Below are 19,372 nucleotides of genomic sequence, written 5' to 3' on the forward strand. Positions count from 1 at the left end.
CTCTCCAGAGGAGAGGGCTGGTAAGAGCTAAACCTGTAGGGGTCGAACATGTTCGACCCGATTTAACCCCTTGATTATGCTATCGGGCGCGGCATGCAGCGCCCCTACCATTAAACAACAGGGCTGGGTAACACTACAGTGAGTCGGGATCCGGCCCCAGACGGTTGCCGATATCCAGTTTGGCGATATCGTTCAGTTCGTCCTTATCCAGTTTGAAATCAAACACCTCAAAGTTTTCACGAATGCGTGAAGGCGTGATCGATTTCGGGATCACGATCAGGCCGCTGTCCAGATGCCAACGCACCACGATTTGCGCCGGGGTTTTCTCGTATTTTTCCGCCAGGTGTTTGATCAGCGGCTGATCGAATACCCCTTCACCGCCCTGTGCCAGTGGGCTCCAGGATTCGGTAGCGATGTGGTGCGTCGCGTTCCAGGCGCGCAACTGGCGCTGTTGCAGTAACGGATGCAGCTCAATCTGGTTAATCACCGGTGCGACATTGGTTTCATCCAGCAGGCGCTGCAAATGCGGGGTGTGGAAATTGCAGACCCCGATACTCTTGACCAGCCCCTGTTCGCGCAGCTTAATCAGCCCGCGCCAGGCGTCCACGTATTGATCCTGCTGCGGTTTCGGCCAGTGGATAAGATACAGATCGACGTAGTCCAGCTTGAGTTTTTCCAGACTGGTTTCCAGGGCCGCCTGTGGGTCGCCCTGATCGTCGTTCCACAGCTTGGTGGTGATAAACAGCTCATCGCGCGGCACCGAGGCAGATTGCAGCGCGGCACCGACGCCTTCCTCGTTCTTGTAGATCGCGGCGGTATCGATCGAACGATAACCCACTTCCAGCGCTTTAATCACCGCCTGAGTGGTATCTGGAATACTCGCCTGCCAAACGCCGAGACCCAACTGCGGCATCAGATTACCATCGTGGAGTTTGATGATGGGTTGTTGCGTTGTCATGCGTATCTCCTTGTCAACGGATTGCCCGGTGCTGCATGCACCAGGAACGGCTATACCCGTCATACTTCAAGCTGCAGGTGTGTTGGCTGCGAGCGCTTACCCGAATCACTTACCTCGAGTAAGCTCATCGGGATTCACGCTCTTGCCGCCTTCCTGCAACTCGAATTATTTAGGTTATGTCAGTAGATTCTAGTTGGCAAACTGGGGTAGTGCTGAGTTCGCTAAGCAAATTTCAACGATATCGGAATAGTGCTTGAGACTGCGCCCGGTGATCGGTTGGGCGCAGGAATAGAAAAGACAAACAGAAACTAAAGCCTAGCAGGAAATGGCAGATTTGCGATTAACGTGCCGCTTCATAAATGCGTTGGCTGACTTCCAGGGTGATGTCCTGATGCTCGCCCAGTGCGGTCATACCGTGCTGATGCAGCTTATCAAGCAGTGCCGGGATCGAGCTGCCGTCGAGCTGGTAATCGGCCATACGGGTTGGAACGCCCATTTGCTCGAAGAAGGCGCGGGTGGCGGCAATAGCACCGTCAATGCGGCTGTCTTCGCTGCCATCACGCAGACCCCAGACGCGCTCGGCGTACTGCAGCAGTTTTTCGCGTTTCTGTGCTTTTTTCTCGTTCAGCAGTGCTGGCAGGACGATCGCCAGCGTTTGGGCATGATCCAGACCGTGCATGGCGGTCAACTCGTGGCCCAGCATATGGGTTGCCCAGTCCTGCGGCACACCGGCACCGATCAGGCCGTTCAACGCCATGGTGGCGCTCCACATCACGTTGGCGCGTACCGCATAGTTTTCCGGTTCGGCCAGCGCACGCGGGCCATCTTCCAGCAACGTCAGCAGCAGGCCTTCGGCAAAGCGGTCCTGCACCTTGGCATCGACCGGATAGGTCAGGTACTGCTCAATGGTGTGAACAAAGGCATCGACCACGCCGTTGGCGATCTGACGTGCCGGCAGCGAGTAAGTCACTACCGGATCCAGCACGGCGAACAGTGGCTGAACGAATGGCGAGAAGAAATGCTGTTTGTCGCCGCTGCTTTTACGGGTGATCACCGCGCCGCTGTTGGATTCAGAACCGGTGGCCGGCAGGGTCAGTACACAACCCATCGGCACGGCGCCTTTGATTTCGCTGCCGACGGTTTTCAGGATGTGCCATGGATCGCTATCCGCCTGATAGTGGGCCGCTGCGGCGATGAACTTGGTGCCATCAACCACTGAACCGCCACCGACGGCCAGCAGGAAATCAATGTTCTCTGCACGGACAACCTCGACCGCTTTCATCAGCGTTTCGTAGGTTGGGTTAGGCTCGATACCGGAGAACTCCTGCACGTTGCGACCGGCCAGTGCGGAATAAACCTGATCCAGCACGCCGTTTTTCTTCACGCTGCCGCCACCGTAGGTGATCAGAATGCGTGCGTCGGCAGGGATCTGCTGTGCCAGACCGGCGATTTGGTCTTGGCCGAACAGGATTTTGGTTGGGGTATGAAGAATAAAGTTTTGCATGGGTAATTTCTCTTCTGCATAAGGCAAGCGCCGGCGGCGCAAAATATCTGAGGTGTATTGTCAGTAACTTGGTCCATCAGCACAATGCACATTCCTGCCCGAGTCTTGCCTATTTCTACAAAGCGTTGTAGAAAAGAAGAGTTTTAAACTATTATTTATGCCGAATTGTTCTTAGTGTAAGAGGGTGTTTCCATGAGTGAAATCGATGAACTGCGCAGCCGCATGGCGCGCCAGGCGGCCTGTTTTGCCGAGAGTAACGGTTATACCCCCTCGCCAGTCCCCCTGGTGAAAATCCTCTATGTTGACCGTCACTGTCCGCGTCAGCCGGTGATGTACGAGCCGGGGGTGGTGATCATTTTCCAGGGACACAAGGTAGGCTACTGCGGCAACCGGGTGTTTCAGTATGATCCGCGCAACTACCTGCTGATGACGGTACCGCTGCCGTTTGAATGCGAAACCTTTGCCAGCCCCGAGCTGCCGCTGGTGGGGCTGTCGGTGAATATCGATAGCCAGATGCTGCAGGATCTGTTGATCGACATCGGCGATGACGACTACCTGATGAAACCACGCCAAGAGAGTAGCGGGGTCAATTTGGCCGAGCTGTCGGAAGAGCTGCTGTGCGCCACCGAACGCCTGCTGGACGTGATGGCCAAGCCGCTTGATGCGCGGGTGCTGGGGCCGCAGATTGTGCGCGAAATTTTGTACCACGTGTTGCGGGGCAGCTGCGGGACGTCATTGCAGGAACTGGTTAATCGCCATACCCACTTCAGCCAAATCGCCAAGGCGCTGCGACGCATCGAAAACCAGTATGCCGACAGCCTCAACGTTGAGCAGTTGGCGGGTGAAGTGAATATGAGCATTTCGGCGTTTCACCATAACTTTAAGGCGGTGACCAACACCTCGCCATTGCAGTATGTGAAATCCTATCGGTTGCATAAGGCGCGTTTGCTGATGGTCCACGACGGTCTGAAAGCCAGCACCGCGGCAATCCGCGTCGGTTATGAGAGCGCTTCGCAGTTCAGTCGTGAATTCAAACGCTTCTTCGGCGTGACGCCAAGCGACGAAGTGGCCCGACTGCGTGACAATCCTCCACTAATGATGGAGGGCTAATCCCGCAGCCGGGGCGGCAATTCAGCGCGTCAGTACAATTTTGCCAAATGCCCCGCGATCGAGATGATCGAGAGCCTGCTGCAGTTGGTCAAAGCGATAGCGCTGATCAATCACCGGTTGCAAACCATTGGTATCTACCGCGCGCACCAGATCTTCCAGTGCGCGGCGGTGGCCGACGCCAATCCCCTGGATCACCGGTGATTTCAGCAGCAACGGTCCGGCAGGGGCCGAGACTTCGAAGCCCTCCAGCGCACCGATCACCGAGATCCGTCCCTGAACCGCGACGGCGCGAACTGAGTTGCCGAGGTTAGGGCCGCCAACGGTGTCGACCACGTGGTCAATACCGCGATCCCCTGTCAACCGATACACCTCCTCCACCCAGTCACCCTTCAGGCGGTTGATGCCATGGTCCGCGCCCAACGCCTTGGTACGCGCCAATTTTTCGTCGCTGCTGGAGGTCACGTAAACTTCTGCGCCCTGTAGCTTGGCGATCTGCAGTGCAAACAGTGCCACGCCGCCGGTGCCCTGTACCAACACCGATTGACCGGCGTGCAGTTTTCCCTGTTCCACCAGTGCGAACCAGGCGGTCAGACCGGCGCATGGCAGGGTACTGGCCTGCGCGTCGTCCAGCGAGGCGGGTGCCGCGACCAACCAGTCCTCATGCAACACCACGTATTCCGCCAGCGTGCCCTGATAAAAACCGCCCAGCGTGCGGTAAGGTGGGGTGCGTGCATTGCCGTGTGGTTTTTCCCGACCGTCGATCCAGCCGGGGCTGAAGGTGGAGATCACTCTCTCGCCGGGGTGAAAGCGGCTGACACCGGTACCGATAGCGTCGACTTCCCCAGCCATGTCGGAGGCGGGGATAAAGGGTTGTGGCAATTCCAACCCCATACCGGTCTCGATCACCAACTTATCGCGGTAATTAAGCGATATCGCATTCACTTTTACCCTGATCTCATGTGGCCCCGGTTGTGGAATGGCGCTTTGGTTCAGTTGCAGGTGCTGACGCCCCAGGGCGTCCATGGTCCAGCGTTGCATGGTTTTGGTCATGATTGACTCCAAAGTCAGCGGTAAACAGATTCTGGATAATATCGTTGATTCATCTTCGCCAGTGGCGATAAGATTTCCTTTGATTGTTTCTCTCAGGGCTACAAAACATGACCGATCGCTTGAAGGGGATTTCGGTGTTTGTCACCGCCGTAGAGGCGGGTAGTTTCGCGCTGGCCGCCAGCCGGCTGCACCTTTCGCGTTCGGCGGTGGGCAAAACCATCGCCCGGCTGGAGCAGCGGTTGGCCGTGCGCCTGTTCCATCGCACCACCCGCAGTCAGAGCCTGACCGACGATGGCGCGCTGTTCTACGAACGCTGCCTGCGGGCGCTGGAGGAGATCCGCAGCGCAGAAACCTTGCTGGAGTCGGGCAAGCAGCAGGTCAGCGGCAGGTTGAGGGTATCGATGCCGGTGCTGTTCGGCCGCATGTGCATTGCACCCTTGTTAACCGGTCTGGCGCGTGAGCACCCCGGGTTGGAGCTGGAGTTGTCATTTAACGATCGCATCGTGGATTTGATTGAGGACGGTTTTGATTTGGCGATCCGCAACGGGACGTTGGCCAGCAGCAGCGGGCTGGTGGCGCGCAGCATTGGCGACCACCGCATGACATTGTGCGCCGCGCCGGAATACCTGCAGCAGCATGGTGAGCCGAAAAGCCTCGAACAGCTGACTCAACATGATGCGGTGACCTACATGCGCGCCGGTGTGGTGCGCAATTGGCTGATCCCGGATAGCGGCGGCAAAGTACAGGAAGTGATGCCGAACAAGCGGCTGCAGATGGATGACCTGCAGGCGATGGCGGATGCCACGGTGACCGGGTTTGGCATCTCCTGGCTGCCTTGCTGGCTGGTGCGGGAATCGCTGTTGAAAGGGGAATTGGTCAGGCTGATGCGCGATCGGCCCGGCATGTCATTTGAGGCTCACGCAGTGTGGCCGCAAACGCCACATTTGCCGTTGAAGGTACGGTTGGCGGTGGATACGCTGGTGAGCAAGTTGCCCCCCAGCCTGGCACAGGTTGAAAAAGCGCTGTAGGGCGACGACTGCCGCCCTTTAATGCCTCAGGAAGAGGCGGCGCGTTTTTTGCGCCAGATAACCAACATGGCGCCCAGCAGACCAACCAGCAGCAGCAGCAACGGCAGGATCATCAGCCCGGTCATCACCTGGCTTTCGTAGCGTTTTACCAGTGGGATCTGGCTGAAAGCGTAGCCAAGCCCGACCACTGAGCCGACCCAAACCACGGCACTCAGCCAGTTGAATAGCTGGAAACGGGTACTGTTCAAACCGGAGATGCCGGCCATGGTCGGCAGCAGGGTACGGACAAAGCCCAGAAAACGGCCTATCACCAGTGCCATCAGGCCATGGCGGTTAAACAGATTGTGTGCGCGTTGATGATACTGGGCGGGCAATTGCAGCAGCCAGCCTTTGACCAGATTGGTGTGACCCAGCCAGCGCCCCTGCAGGTAGCTCAGCCAGCAACCAAGACTGGCGGCGACGGTCAAAATGATCAGCGTTGGCACAAAGGCCATCACGCCTTTGGCGATCAGTGCGCCGGATAACAGCAGCAGGCTGTCGCCGGGTAAGAAGGAGGCTGGCAGTAACCCATTTTCTAAAAATAGAGTGGTGAAAAGTACTGCATAAACCACCCAAATTACGCTTGGATCGGCAAGGGCAATGAAGTCCTGCTGCCAAAGCGCATGAACAATCTCTCGTAATACATCCATTATATATCCTGTTGCATGCCGGTTGCGCCTGGAGCCAAATTCTCCAGGATGCGGTGTTGACCGTATCTGACAGTTACCCGCCTAGTGTACCGCTATTAGCTTAAGCACACATTAAACGAGGCGAATAAAGTTGCGCTGCAACAGGTAATCTGTCAGTGCGCGTTGGCGAGACGGTCGAATCCGGCGGCGAGGTCGGCGATCAAATCCTGCACGTTCTCCAGACCGATATGCAGGCGCACCAGGGTACCCGAGAAGTCGACACCCCCCGCCGGGCGGATCGCTTCCAGCTCCTCCGGCTGGTTAGCCAGGATCAGCGACTCATAGCCACCCCAGGAATAGGCCATGCTGAAGTGGCTGAAGTTGTCCAGATACTCGGCCAACTGCGCGTCACTCAGACGCTGTTTCAACACGAAAGAGAACAGGCCGTTGCAGCCGCTGAAATCACGGCGGTAAAACTCGTGGCCCTTGCAACTTGGTAGCTCAGGGTGATTGACTACCGCCACCTCCGGCCGTGTGGCCAGCCAGTTAGCGACTTCGATACTGCTCTGCTGGTGCTGCTTCAGGCGGACGCCCAGCGTACGCAGGCCGCGGCTGGCCATATAGGCGGTATCGGCGTCTACCATCTGGCCCATCAAATAAGAGTATTCGCGCAGTTGATCCCAACAGCGTGAGTTGGCTACGGCGGTGCCGAGCATGTAATCGGAATGGCCGATAATGTATTTGGTACCGGCCTGAATCGAAATATCGATGTCGAAATCCAGCGCCTTGAACAGCACTCCGGCCGCCCAGGTATTATCGATCATGACCACCACTTCCGGTGCCACGGCACGAATGGCCTGCACCATGGCCGGGATATCCTGAACTTCCATGGTGATCGAGCCGGGTGACTCAAGGAACACCACGCGGGTATTGGGTTGAATAAGCCTGGCGATATCGGCGCCGATCAGCGGGTCGTAATAGGTGGTCGCCACGTTCATACGGTTCAGGATATGGGTGCAAAAATCCTGCGTGGGCTCATAGACCGAACCGGTCATCAGCAGATGATCGCCGGCGCTGACAAACGACAGGATGGCGTTGGAGACCGCAGCCGCGCCGCAAGGATAAAGCACACAGCCGGCACCGCCTTCCAGCTCCACCATCGCATCCTGCAACGCGAAGTGGGTCAGGGTGCCGCGCCGCCCGTAAAACAGTTCGCCATGGGCCCGCTTGGCGGTGGCGTGCTTTTTGGCTGCCACGGAATCAAAGACCAGTGAAGAAGCGCGTTGGGTGACGGGATTGACGGAACCCTGGGTATAGCGCTTGCTGCGTCCTGCGCCGATCAGGGTAGTTTCGATGTTTTTTGACGTCATAGGAGCGGGCTCACCTTTGGCTTGGTCTTCACGGGGTATTTGCGATAGCCCTTACGTTAGCATGACATATGATAGCCATCCAGACGTTTTAACTGCCAAATATAAAAGCGGGGGGAATCCTCTGTCCGACGTCGCTTCAGCACGCCATCCTTCTGCCTGTCGGCGATAACCAAGTGGGTTTATCGGCAAACCCGCGATGTGACGACAAAATGCGATAAAAACCCTGATTTTGTTACATCTCTGTGGGGTAAAAGTGACGAAAAACCTTATAAAATGGGCTTATAGGCCCGAACAGGCCGCGATTGGGTTGCCCTGGTCATTTTGCGGGGGCAGAAGCGTAATTTTCCCGATTATTTGGTAAATAATAATGAGAACTACTATCAATCCCTGATTGGTTTGATATGATCGCACGCTGAATTATTCCTCAAATTTGATCGGTAACGGGTGGAGGCACAGCGTGAAAACGGCTGGCAAGAATTTAAATCAAGGATCGTTCGGTCAGGGCCGGGCGCAATGGGGCCAGGCATTCGGCCGCGGTCTGATCGCTTCAATGGTATTGGTGGTGGGCCTGGCCGGTAGCGCACAGGCAGCTCCGGCGACTAATCCGGCCGTGACTCAAAGCGTTGCTGCGGCCTCTGCGCCTGCCGCAACCGCCCCGGAAAGTATCACCCCGGTGAACCCACAGCCGACCATCCAGCCGCCGGAAACCCGCGGAATGGATCTGTCCGTCTGGGGCATGTACCAGCATGCGGACATCGTGGTGAAAATCGTGATGATCGGCCTGGTGCTGGCGTCTATCGTCACCTGGACCATCCTGTTTTCCAAAGGCAGCGAACTGTTCCGCGCCAAGCGCCGTCTGCGCCGCGAACAGCTGGCGCTGGCCAATGTCCGCTCGCTGGATGAAGCCTCCGAGCTGGCACAGAACTTCTCGGATGAAAGCATCAGTTCCGTCTTGCTGAACGATGCGCAGAACGAACTGGAGCTGTCGGCGGAGTCTAACGACAACAACGGCATCAAGGAACGTACCGGTTTCCGTCTGGAGCGTCGCGTCGCGGGCTACAGCCGTAACATGGGCCGTGGCAATGGTTTCCTGGCCACCATCGGGGCCATCTCGCCGTTTGTCGGCCTGTTCGGTACCGTTTGGGGCATCATGAACAGCTTCATCGGCATCGCCCATTCGCAGACCACCAACCTGGCGGTGGTTGCGCCCGGCATCGCAGAAGCGCTGCTGGCAACCGCACTGGGGCTGGTTGCTGCGATCCCGGCGGTGGTGATTTATAACATCTTCGCCCGTGTGATCAGCGGTCATCGTGCTCAGGTTGGCGACGTAGCGGCGCAGGTTCTGCTGCTGCTGGGCCGCGATTTGGATCTGGCCGCCACCGCGGAAGCCAAACGTTCACAACATTCACACCAACTGCGGGTGGGGTGAGTTATGGCGATGCGCTTAAATGAAGATCTGGACGACAGCGGCGAACTGCATGAAATCAACGTGACGCCATTTATCGACGTCATGCTGGTGCTGTTGATTATCTTTATGGTGGCCGCGCCGCTGGCAACGGTAGATATCCGTGTCGATCTCCCAGCTTCTTCTGCCAAACCGCAGCCGCGCCCGGAAAAACCGGTGTTCCTGTCGGTAAAAGCGGACAAGCAGCTGTACGTTGGCGAACAGGCGGTCAGCGCCGATCAACTGACGTCGGTGCTGGATCAGCGGACTCAGGCCAACAAAGAGACCACCATCTTCTTCCAGGCGGACAAGACCGTGGACTACGAGACGCTGATGAGCGTGATGGATACGCTGCGTAAAGCCGGTTACCTGAAAGTAGGGCTGGTGGGGATGGAAGGCACCGCCAAATAGCGGCTGACATCACCAAGAGTAAGAAGGGCGCTCAGGCGCCCTTTTTTATTGCCTGAATTTCGTACAAACGCTTGACGTGCCCTCGGCAAATGAAAATACTAATAGATAGTAATTAACACTACTTTCCGGAGTCGGCTATGCCAACCAGCATTGCTTTAAGCCCTCATTTTGAGAAGTTCGTTCATGAGCAAATTGACAGCGGGCGTTACGGCAACGTCAGCGAAGTAATACGGGCGGGTCTGCGCCTGCTCGAAGAACATGAACGGGCGATGAAAATCGAACAACTGCGAGTGGCTATTGCACAGGGAATAGAAAGTGGTGAGGGAGTCCCGGCGGAGGAGGCATTTACGCGTTTGCGGACTAAATACCAACGGATGGTAGATAACGGAAGTGACTAATGGGGCTAACAATATCGCCGGCAGCGGTATGTGATATTGAAAATATTGGCGATTATATTGCGCAAGATAATCCGAGCCGTGCTCTGAGTTTTATTTCTGAGCTATACAACCAATGCCAGCGTATCGGTGAGTCACCGGAAGCCTATCAAAAGCGTCCTGAACTTGGTCCAGGTGTCAGGATTAGCACCTATGGTAAATACCTTATTGTTTTCACTGCGATACAACGCAATGTCAGGATCGAACGTGTATTCCACGGGGCGAGAAATATTTTACGGTTGCTGGCTTATCGTTAGAACGTTAAGGGCAGGCTCATCTGCTTAGCCCCCAACGTTCAGCATCATTCAGCCGCGGGCATGTGCCGCAGCGCGGGCGATCTGCTCATCGGTAGGGCGCACGCCTGTATAGAGCACAAACTGTTCCAGCGCCTGCAGCGCAATCACTTCCGCGCCGGTAATCGCCCGTTTGCCATGCTCACGCCCGTAGCGAATCAGCGGGGTTTCCGCCGGTAACGCCACCACGTCAAAGACGATTTTCGCCGCATCAATCGTCGCGGAGGCAAAGGCCAACTGCTCCGCTTCTGCCCCTCCGGCCATGCCGATTGGCGTGACGTTAATTACCATATCCACGCTTAAATCACCGACCTCTGCCAGCCACTGATAACCATAGGCCTTTGCCAGCGCCTGACCGGCCTGCGGGTTACGGGCGATGATATGGCCATTTTTGAAACCGGCATCACGCAGCGCGGCGGTGACCGCTTTCGCCATACCGCCGCTGCCGCGCAGGGCGAAGGAGGTTTCCACCGGGATCTGATGCTGCGCCAGCAGTTTGGCAATGGCGATATAATCGGTGTTGTAAGCCCGCAGGAAACCTTCATCATTGACGATAGTATTGACCGACTCAATTGCCGTGGCGGAAGCATCCAATTCGTCGAGGAAAGGAATGCAGCTCTCTTTGAACGGCATCGATACCGCGCAGCCACGAATGCCCAGCGCACGCACGCCGCCCACCGCCGCCTGAATATCCTGGGTGGTGAAGGCCTTGTAGATAAAGTTCAGATCCAGTTCCTGGTACAGATAGTTGTGGAAACGGGTGCCAAAGTTACCTGGGCGACCGGCCAGTGACATGCACAGCTGGGTATCTTTATTAATCTCACGGCTCATGAGGAGCTCCTTAACCGGGAAAAAGAAAAGCTTAAGGCTGACCGAGCAACGCCTTCGAACCGGCGTGACGCCAGTGGATGCTGCCCGGCAGGTATAGCGCGTTCTGCTCTAATGGCCGCTCGTCAATCAGCGCGCTGACCATGTCGAAACTGTGTTGGGCCAGGGCGCGGCAGTCCTGCGCCACGGTGTCGATTTTTAACGTCAGGCCGTCGAACAGGTAGTGATCGTCAAAGCTGCACAGATGCAGGTCGCTTTCCATCAACTGGTGCTGATTCAGGTAGCGCAGTACCCCTTCCAGCAGGCCGCAGGCGGCGGTAAACAGCGCCTTGGGCGGGCGGCCCAATTGTGCACAGAGTTGGGCGAACATCTCGTAGCCGGAACTGGGGTGATAATTACCGTTGATGATCCATTCCGGTTTACAGACCACCCCGGCGCGTTCAAGACCGAGCTGGAAACCGGCCAGACGATCGCGCGTCGGTGAGATACGAGGTTGCCCACCAAGGAAATAGAATTCGTCCGGATGCTGGCGTGCGACGTTTTCCACCAGTGTGGCGGTTGAGGTCAGTGAATCGGTGATCACCAGCGGCAGATCGGAGCCGATGATCAGCCGGTCCATCTGCACTACCGGCAGACTGGCATTAATCTTTTGGTATTCCGCATCGTTGAGCTGGCTGGAGGCGACAATCAGGCCATCGACCTGGCGCTGCACCAGGCTGTTTACCGCCATCATTTCCTGCGCCGGGTTTTCATCGGTGCAGGCGATTAATAACTGCAAACCGGCCTCGCGGCACAGGGTTTCCAGCTCGCGTGAAATTACCGCAAAACCGTAGTTGGTCATTTCCGGCACCACCAGCCCCAGGGTATGGCTGCGGGAAGAACGCAGCGAACGGGCGTGGAAGCTGGGCTGGTAGTGGTGCTCGCCGGCCAGCGCCAGGATACGATCGCGGGTGTCGTCGGAGACCCGGTATTCCTTGCTGCGGCCGTTAAGCACCAGGCTGGCGGTCGATTTCGACACGCCAGCCAGTGCGGCAATATCACTGATGGTTATGCGTTTATTTTTTTTCACTGACGGCATCTGAATTCATCGAAGGATGCGTCATTCTAGCATGCATGGCGTCAGCGACCAGTGCTCGAGCGCCAGCCGAGCTTCACCACTCAGGTGCAGCAGAGGTTGCGGGCCAGGGAAGTAGCGCGCGCTCATCACTGCTTCGCCATGGTTGATAAAAATCTCCACGCTGGAACGGTCAAACAGCAGTTGCAGTTGGTTGAGGTTACCCCGCCAGTAGCGGTGCTCCGGCTGCCCGCTACGCAGGTTATTACGCGTCAACTGCAGCAAGTTACCATCCCAGACCAGCGTCATTGCCCCGCCAAAGTCAGCGCTAAATGCCCCCGTGGGGGTCAGCAGCAGTTCCGCGCTGTCAACCGGCCAGACAGGGGCAGCATCGGCGATGCCCTGCCATTGGCGGCCTTCATCCCGCAGCCGTTGCAGTTCGCGCGCCGGTTGTTGGTAAAGCTTGCCATTATGCAGCGACAATTCGCGTGGGCAGGTCAGGATGTGGATCCAGCCGTATTGCAACGTCGGGTGACAATCCTCGTCTTGCTCCGGCACGCCCATCCAGCCAACCAACAGCCGGCGACCGTCTTCGGCCAGGGTGGTTTGCGGCGCATAGAATTCGAACCCGAGATCCAGCTCGTGGAAGGCCCCATGTTCGAACCTGGCCTGTTGATAATCCAGCTTGCCGGTCAGATAGCCCGCCTGATAAACGTTGAGATAACGTTCGGCCTGCGCCGCCAGCCCTTGTGGACAGCAGATCAGCACTTCGGCGTCGTCCAGCGTAAACAGGTCCGGGCACTCCCACATATAGCCGAAATCACCGATGCCGTTCAGCCGTGAACCGGCAATCTCACCCAGCAACTGCCAGTTGCGCAAATCGGCGGAGCGCAGCAGCAGCACTTTGCCGCAGTCTTGCAGGTCACGAGCGCCGAGCACCATGTACCACTGGTCCTGATGACGCCAAACCTTTGGATCGCGCACGTGGCCGCTATAGCCCGGTGGCAGCGGCAATACCGGGCCGAGCTTGTCATAGCCGCCTTGCGCATTTTCTTGCGCCAGACACTGGTAGGCGGTGCGGGAGCCGTCGGGGTATTTGACGTTGCCGGTATACGCCAGCATGATTTTGCCGTCCGCCACCACCGCCGAGCCGGAGTAACAGCCGTGGCTGTCGTAACAGGCACCCGGTACCAGGGCTACCGGCTGATGCTGCCAGTTGACCAGATCCGTCGACTGCCAATGGCCCCAACATTTGTTGCGGTGATCGCAACCCAGCGGGTTCCACTGATAGAACAGGTGGTAGACGCCGTTATGCTGAATAAAGCCATTGGGATCGTTGAGCAACCCGACGCTGGGCGCCAGGTGCCACGCCGGCCGGTGCGGATCGCGCAGCGCCTGTGGCATGCCGCTCATCAACGCCTGAACGGCCTGTTTCATTAATTGCAGTTCTTCCATTATTCACTGTCCGTTTTGTATTTCAGCAGCAACGAGAGAATAAAGGCGCTGCCAAAGGCGATCACCAGACCAATGATATAGCTGACCAGCGAGCTGGCCTGCACAATCGCCATCCCTGGGATAGCCGTCAGCCCGACCGCATTCATGCCAACATGATTGGCCACCACCCAGGCTCCCCCGAGTGCGCCGCCCACCAATGCCGCCAGGAAGGGTTTCACAAAGCGCAGGTTGATGCCGAACAATGCCGCTTCGGTAATGCCGAGCATGGCGGAAAAGGCCGAGGGTACCGCAATGGCTTTGATCTTGGCGTCGCGGGTTTTGAAATACACCGCCAGACAGGCACCGCCCTGAGCGATATTGGCCATCGACCAGATCGGCAGCAGGAAGTTAACGCCGATATTCGGGTTGCCGAGCAGCCCGGCCTCGACGGCGTGGAAGCTATGGTGGATACCGGTGATGACGATGGCGGAATACAGCCCGCCGAACAGCAAGCCGGCAAACCAACCGGCGTGAGCGATCAACGTGCTGAGCACCAGTGAGATACCGTCACCCAGCGCGCGGCCAGCTGGGCCGATAAACAGCATGGCGACGAAGCCGGAGATCACGACCGTCAGGAAGGGGGTCAGGATCAGATCCAGCGAGTTGGGGATCACTTTGCGCAGCTGTTTTTCCAGCACGCTCATAAACCACACGGTCAGCAGCACCGGGAACACCGTGCCCTGATAGCCGATCATGGCGATCTCCAGCCCAAAGAAATCCATGGTGTGGAAACCGCTGGCGACGCCCCAGGCATTGGTCAGCGCTGGATGGGTCAGGATGCCGCCGAGCGTGGCGCCCAGATAGGGGTTACCGCCGAACTCACGTGCGGCGGTGAAGCCGATCAGGATCGGTAAAATAATGAATGCCGCCGAGCTGAACATATCCAGCATCACAAACACGGCGCTGTTGGCATCGGCCCAGCCGTAGGTTTTTACCATGCCGAGCAGGCCCATCAACAGGCCGGAAGCGACGATAGCCGGGATGATCGGCACAAAGATGTTCGACAGCAGGCGGGCAATACGTTGCAGCGGATTGAGTTTCTTCGCCGCGATGTCGGCGGCCTCGGACTTGCTGGATTCGTTGACTCCGGCCGCCTTGATAAATTCTGCGTGCACCTTGTTGACCAGCCCGGTGCCGAAAATTACCTGGATTTGCCCGGCATTGCTGAAGCAGCCTTTCACGCCCTCCAGCTTGCCGATTGCCACCTTGTCCACCTTGCTGTCATCCAGCAGCACCAGGCGCAGACGCGTGGCACAGTGGGCGGCGCTGGCAATGTTTTCTTTGCCGCCGAGCAGCGGCAACAGCGCGTTAGCGGTTGCGGTAATGTCCATGTTCACTCCCTTTATAAATAAAAATGCCGCCGCAGTGTTTCGCGGCGGAAATCAACTAATTAGCGTCAGAAGAAGTACTTGAATCTGGCACGCACGCCGTAGCGCTGATCGTCGCTGGCGTTGGCTATCTTGTTCTCGGCGTTGGCCTCCAGCATTGAGACGTAGGCGCCAAGATACAGATTGAAGTTCTTCATATTCATGATGTTTGGTATTTGGTACGAAGTATGAATGGTATGAATGTCATATTTGCCCGGCTCGCTGAGCGGGTTGCTGATATCGGCACTCATCCCAGTGGTGTTGAACTCTTGGATATTGTTGTGGGCGTAGATATAACCCACTTCAAAGCGGCGCCACAGGACGTTGATGCCGGCGGTAAAGTCCTGCTCACCCGAGGCGTCCAGGTAGGCGCTGCTCAGGTTGGCGACCACGCCGTTGTCCGGATTGGCGGCGGTGTTGTTCCAACTGAGGGTCATGCCGTAGCCGTTACGTTTGGACTGGTCGACAAATTGCCCCTGGCTGTCGTGATAGCCATAAGCATTGTTGACCACGTTGCTTTCCATCGCGACCGCCGCGCTGAGCTGGTCTTTTTTCCAGGCGATCACCGGCCGCAGGTAGGCGACATTTTTCTTATTATCCAGGCTGTTGCCGTGGTAGGCCTCCTCCTGGAACAGTGAGGTGCCGTCTTCCACCAGCGTATTCAGCTCGAAGTAGAAGTCACCGGCGTACTTGCTCAGCATCAGGTTGCCGCCGCTGCTGCTACGGCCACGGCCTTCTTTCATCATGTAGATATAGCCGAAGCCATCGGCATACAGATCGTTGGCGGTATTGCCGGAATACTGGATGAAGGTGTCCTGATTGAGCGGGAACATGTCGTAGGCTTCAAACCGGCCAATCTTGGTCTGCCAGTTCTTTTCGTTACCGAAGAAGAAGGCGGCATCGTCGAGGTTCATTTTTCCGGTCATGTCGGCCAGCGGTTGCACGCTGAAGCCGGAGAAATTGCCGTCCGGATTGCGGCGGTAGCCGTCCACACCGACCAGAATACGGCCGTTGATATCCCAACGCTCTTTGTTACCGGGCTTCCAGTCCTTGTTGTCGCTGCTTTTCAGTGAGGTGAGCTGGCCGCTGCGGCTGGCGCCGTCCAGGTTGAACTCGACGTCGCCATACAGTTTCAGGTCGGTTAATCCGGTGAGTTGCAGTTTGCCGGCCGGTGCGGCGTGGGTTTCCAGCGTCGCGGTGCGCTGGGCCACCTGTACGGTTTGTCGCTCGGTGTTGGCAGTGCGCTGTTCTAGCTGTTGTGCCCGGCGTTCCGCCACCGTGGCACGCGTCTCAGCCTGAGTCGCACGTTGTTCGGCCTGTTGCAGTCGTTGTTCCAGCGCATTCAGACGCGCTTCGATACTGGTATTGGCGCCTGACGCCGCCGCAGAGGTGGAGATAAGGAGCCCTGTAGTGATGGCCAGATAGCTAAGTTTTTTCATGATTTTCTATCATCCGGGAAGGTTGTTATTATTTTTTGCTAAATTGCTAAACCGGTTTTTCAGGATGAAAGATAGTGAGTTGAACGGTGGCTGGCAATCAAGTTTGCTAACCCGATTCAGCTATTGTGATCGAGCCCGCAAAATACCGACTGGAGATGCCAGGGATGAGACTGGCACCCAATGCCAATCTCTTAAGCGATGGCATTGGGTCAGAATTCACACTTATCCGGTTAGCGCTGCAGGAAGTCCTGCAACTCGTCGGCATGCGGCAGGGCGGTCATCGCACCTTTGGCGGTGGTGGCCAGTGCACCGCAGGCCTGGGCTTGGGCGATCACCGCAGGCCACTGAGCTTCCTGCGGCAAAGCGCCGAGATGAGCCAGCGCGGCCAACAAACCGGCGACAAAGGCGTCGCCCGCCCCGGTGGTATCGACCGGGGTGATTGAAGGGGCGCGGAAATGTCGGATCTGCTTGCCGTCATGTACGCAGACGCCGTCGCCACCCAATGTCACCAGCAACAAACGCAGCGGGTAGCGCTGCATCATCCAATCGATGCCGCTCTCTAACTCACCGATATTGCTGATAAAACTCAGTTCTTCCAGCGAAATTTTCACCACGTCCGCCAGCAGCAGCGCTTTTTGCAGGCAGGGGCGCAGCGCTTCCGGCTGGCGCCAGACGTCTTCCCGAATGTTGGGGTCAAAGCTGACCCAGCCACCGGCCGCTTTGATGTTCTCCATTGCGGTGAAGGTGGTGCTGCGGCTCGGTTCCTGTGACAGGGCGATAGAGCAGACGTGCAGCCACTCATCCGCTTTGAAATCAGGCAGATCCTCAGGTTGCAGGAACAGATCGGCACTCGGGTTCACCATGAAGGTAAAAGAGCGTTCCCCCATCAGATCGAGGTCTACCACCACGGTGGAGGTGTGGTACTCGGGGTCCTGTGACAGGTGGTCGATGTCTACTTGCTCTTCGCTCAATACCCGCTGCAGGAAGGCCCCGAAGCTGTCCTTGCCTACCCGACCGATAAAAGCGCTGTCGCCACCCAGACGGGCGATGCCGACCGCCACATTGGCGGGCGCACCACCGGGACACTTAAGGTAACTGTTTGAATTTTCAGGAACCAGATCGACAACTGCGTCACCCAATACCCATACTCGATTAGCCATGTTCAATCCTGTTTTCAGCGGTCTCAGATGACGAGCTAAAATAGAAGAACCGGTTTAGCAAAGCAATATAATAATCTGTTGAGCGGTGAATAGAGGGGAGAAAGGAGAGCAAAATACAGAAAGGAATACCCGCTCCGGCGTTACTCAGAGCGGGTTCAGCAGACTTACCCCATCTTCGGATAGACGCCTGGGCCAATCGGCAGGCCGAGTGCGTACCACGCCAGCAACAGCAAAATCCACACGGCAAAGAACACCAACGGATACGGCAGGATCAGCACGTAATAGGTGCCGAGCTGGGCATCTTTGCGGTAACGCTGCAGGAAGCCGAGGAACAACGGCAGGAAGGGTGACATCGGCGCCAGCGGCAGCACCGAAGAGTCGGCGATGCGGAAAATCATCTGGGCGAACGCCGGATGGAAGCCCAGCAGCATAAACATCGGCACAAAGATCGGCGCCAGAATCGACCAGATGGCAGAGCCGCTGGCGATAAACATGCACAGGAAGGCAGAGAGGAACATCAGACCCAGAAACGCCGGAGCGCCGCTCATGCCGGCGGCCTCAAGCATATCGGTCAGGCCGATGGCCATAAACTTGCCCATGTTGCTCCAGTTAAAGAACGCCACGAACTGCGACAGCGGGAACACCATAACGATAAAGCCGGCCATGCTTTTCATCGGTTCTATCAGGTGGTGGGGGATATCATCCGGTCGCCGGATCTGTTTGGTGACCACGCCGTAGGTAATGCCGACGGTGAAGAAGAACAGGATGATGATCGGCACAATGCCTTTAATAAACGGCGATGGGATCACCGAGCCGGTTTTTGGATCGCGCAGCGGAGCGGCCTCCGGCACCACCAGGGCGGCGATAATCGCGATAAACACCAGTGCGGCAATGCCGCTCATCATCAGTCCACGATTTTGCAGTGGGGTCAGCGCCTCAATTTTGTCCTCGGCGCTGCCCTGCCATTTTGGCAGGCGAGGTTCGATAAACTTATCGGTCAGCAGTGCACCGGTGATGGTCAGTACCACCACCGAGGTGGCCATAAAGTACCAGTTGTCGATCACGCTGACGTGAACGGCGGCGTCCACTGCCTTGGTGGCCTCGGTACTGATGCCGGAAAGCAGTACGTCGGTGGTGACGATCAGCAGGTTGGCGGTAAAACCGGAGGCAACCCCGGCGATAGCGGCCAGCAGCCCGGCTATCGGGTTGCGGCCCACCGCCAGAAACATCAGCGCACCGAGCGGCGGCATCACTACCAGTGCGGCGTCGGAAGAAATATGACTGAAAAAGGCGATAAACAGTACCAGGTAGCTGGCATAGCGGGCGCTAACGCGTGAGGCCATCTTGTACATCAACGCCTGCAGCAGCCCAACCTTCTCAGCCAGTCCGGCGCCGATCACCAGCGCCAAAATCGCGCCCAGCGGAGCAAAACTGCTGAAGTTATGAATGATATTCGGGAAGATCCACTGCATGCCCGCCACGCTCATCAGGTTATTCACCTTGATCAACTCGCCGGTGGCCGGGCTTTTTACCGCCACGCCGAGCCAGGAGAACAGCGCGGTGGCCAGCATTAAAACAACGATTAAATAGACGAACAGCAAAAATGGATTGGGGATTTTATTCCCGATGCGTTCTACCCAGTAAAAAACGCGACCAGGGCTTTTATCGGCTGACGTTGTGACCTCACTCATTGTCTTACCCTCTGTGTTTGTCCTGTTGTGTTTATTTTTTATTATTTGATTTAATTATAATTATTATGA

The 19,372-nt window shown here is 57.0% G+C and carries 18 protein-coding genes; 6 read left to right on the forward strand and 12 right to left on the reverse strand.

Annotated elements, in window-relative coordinates; translation table 11 throughout:
* Positions 1 to 133: 133 nt before the first annotated feature.
* Together dkgA and yqhD are read right to left on the reverse strand one after the other, a co-directional pair.
* Positions 134 to 958: a 2,5-didehydrogluconate reductase DkgA gene (gene dkgA / locus BEI65_RS10745; RefSeq protein ID WP_085119226.1), complete on the reverse strand. Its 825-nt coding sequence runs from the start codon at positions 956 to 958 to the stop codon at positions 134 to 136.
* A gap of 340 nt (positions 959 to 1,298) precedes the next feature.
* Positions 1,299 to 2,462, reverse strand: coding sequence for an alcohol dehydrogenase (gene yqhD / locus BEI65_RS10750; RefSeq protein WP_099063313.1), 1,164 nt, complete (start codon positions 2,460 to 2,462; stop codon positions 1,299 to 1,301).
* A 192-nt stretch (positions 2,463 to 2,654) separates the two neighbouring features.
* On the opposite strand from yqhD, the gene BEI65_RS10755 reads away from it, so the two are divergent.
* The gene (locus BEI65_RS10755; RefSeq protein WP_099063314.1) at positions 2,655 to 3,572 is read left to right on the forward strand and encodes an AraC family transcriptional regulator; all 918 of its coding nucleotides are present in this window, start codon (positions 2,655 to 2,657) and stop codon (positions 3,570 to 3,572) included.
* Between the two features lie 21 nt (positions 3,573 to 3,593).
* Here the strand turns inward: BEI65_RS10755 and BEI65_RS10760 are convergent, their stop codons facing one another.
* Complete coding sequence (locus BEI65_RS10760) at positions 3,594 to 4,622, reverse strand: NAD(P)-dependent alcohol dehydrogenase (protein WP_099063315.1); 1,029 nt, start codon at positions 4,620 to 4,622, stop codon at positions 3,594 to 3,596.
* A gap of 107 nt (positions 4,623 to 4,729) precedes the next feature.
* On the opposite strand from BEI65_RS10760, the gene BEI65_RS10765 reads away from it, so the two are divergent.
* Positions 4,730 to 5,650: a LysR family transcriptional regulator gene (locus tag BEI65_RS10765; RefSeq protein ID WP_099063316.1), complete on the forward strand. Its 921-nt coding sequence runs from the start codon at positions 4,730 to 4,732 to the stop codon at positions 5,648 to 5,650.
* Between the two features lie 26 nt (positions 5,651 to 5,676).
* Here the strand turns inward: BEI65_RS10765 and BEI65_RS10770 are convergent, their stop codons facing one another.
* Both BEI65_RS10770 and metC read right to left on the reverse strand, forming a co-directional pair.
* The gene (locus BEI65_RS10770) at positions 5,677 to 6,339 is read right to left on the reverse strand and encodes a DedA family protein (RefSeq protein ID WP_099063317.1); all 663 of its coding nucleotides are present in this window, start codon (positions 6,337 to 6,339) and stop codon (positions 5,677 to 5,679) included.
* Positions 6,340 to 6,491: 152 nt separating this feature from the next.
* The gene (metC, locus tag BEI65_RS10775) at positions 6,492 to 7,688 is read right to left on the reverse strand and encodes a cystathionine beta-lyase (RefSeq protein ID WP_099063318.1); all 1,197 of its coding nucleotides are present in this window, start codon (positions 7,686 to 7,688) and stop codon (positions 6,492 to 6,494) included.
* Positions 7,689 to 8,145: 457 nt separating this feature from the next.
* On the opposite strand from metC, the gene exbB reads away from it, so the two are divergent.
* From exbB to BEI65_RS10795, 4 genes are all read left to right on the forward strand, one after another.
* Positions 8,146 to 9,117, forward strand: a complete 972-nt coding sequence (exbB, locus tag BEI65_RS10780) for a tol-pal system-associated acyl-CoA thioesterase (protein WP_099063319.1) — start codon at positions 8,146 to 8,148, stop codon at positions 9,115 to 9,117.
* A 3-nt stretch (positions 9,118 to 9,120) separates the two neighbouring features.
* Positions 9,121 to 9,543: a TonB system transport protein ExbD gene (gene exbD / locus BEI65_RS10785; RefSeq protein WP_085119216.1), complete on the forward strand. Its 423-nt coding sequence runs from the start codon at positions 9,121 to 9,123 to the stop codon at positions 9,541 to 9,543.
* 137 nt (positions 9,544 to 9,680) lie between these two features.
* Positions 9,681 to 9,941, forward strand: coding sequence for a type II toxin-antitoxin system ParD family antitoxin (locus tag BEI65_RS10790; RefSeq protein WP_099063320.1), 261 nt, complete (start codon positions 9,681 to 9,683; stop codon positions 9,939 to 9,941).
* Complete coding sequence (locus tag BEI65_RS10795; RefSeq protein ID WP_099063321.1) at positions 9,941 to 10,234, forward strand: type II toxin-antitoxin system RelE/ParE family toxin; 294 nt, start codon at positions 9,941 to 9,943, stop codon at positions 10,232 to 10,234. The genes BEI65_RS10790 and BEI65_RS10795 overlap by 1 nt, the downstream gene beginning before the upstream one ends.
* A 48-nt stretch (positions 10,235 to 10,282) precedes the next feature.
* Here BEI65_RS10795 and BEI65_RS10800 read toward each other — a convergent pair whose 3' ends face one another.
* The 7 genes from BEI65_RS10800 to abgT form a co-directional block, all read right to left on the reverse strand.
* Complete coding sequence (locus BEI65_RS10800) at positions 10,283 to 11,101, reverse strand: shikimate 5-dehydrogenase (protein ID WP_099063322.1); 819 nt, start codon at positions 11,099 to 11,101, stop codon at positions 10,283 to 10,285.
* Positions 11,102 to 11,132: 31 nt separating this feature from the next.
* Positions 11,133 to 12,176 carry a LacI family DNA-binding transcriptional regulator gene (locus tag BEI65_RS10805; protein ID WP_099063323.1) on the reverse strand — a complete coding sequence of 348 codons (1,044 nt, stop codon included), beginning with the start codon at positions 12,174 to 12,176 and terminating at the stop codon, positions 11,133 to 11,135.
* Positions 12,177 to 12,197: 21 nt separating this feature from the next.
* Positions 12,198 to 13,607: a sucrose-6-phosphate hydrolase gene (locus tag BEI65_RS10810; RefSeq protein WP_099063324.1), complete on the reverse strand. Its 1,410-nt coding sequence runs from the start codon at positions 13,605 to 13,607 to the stop codon at positions 12,198 to 12,200.
* Complete coding sequence (locus tag BEI65_RS10815) at positions 13,607 to 14,977, reverse strand: sucrose-specific PTS transporter subunit IIBC (RefSeq protein WP_099063325.1); 1,371 nt, start codon at positions 14,975 to 14,977, stop codon at positions 13,607 to 13,609. The genes BEI65_RS10810 and BEI65_RS10815 overlap by 1 nt, the downstream gene beginning before the upstream one ends.
* Before the next feature lie 65 nt (positions 14,978 to 15,042).
* Entirely contained in the window at positions 15,043 to 16,452 is a 1,410-nt protein-coding gene (locus BEI65_RS10820; protein WP_099063326.1) for a carbohydrate porin, read from the reverse strand.
* Between the two features lie 230 nt (positions 16,453 to 16,682).
* On the reverse strand, positions 16,683 to 17,612 hold the full coding sequence (locus BEI65_RS10825) for an aminoimidazole riboside kinase (protein WP_099063327.1): 930 nt from the start codon (positions 17,610 to 17,612) through the stop codon (positions 16,683 to 16,685).
* Between the two features lie 164 nt (positions 17,613 to 17,776).
* Positions 17,777 to 19,303 (reverse strand): p-aminobenzoyl-glutamate transporter, encoded by a 1,527-nt coding sequence (gene abgT / locus BEI65_RS10830; protein ID WP_099063328.1) that lies wholly within the window; start codon positions 19,301 to 19,303, stop codon positions 17,777 to 17,779.
* Positions 19,304 to 19,372: the final 69 nt, after the last annotated feature.

It is taken from the genome of Serratia sp. BW106 (genome assembly GCF_002607755.1).
Lineage (GTDB): Bacteria > Pseudomonadota > Gammaproteobacteria > Enterobacterales > Enterobacteriaceae > Serratia > Serratia proteamaculans.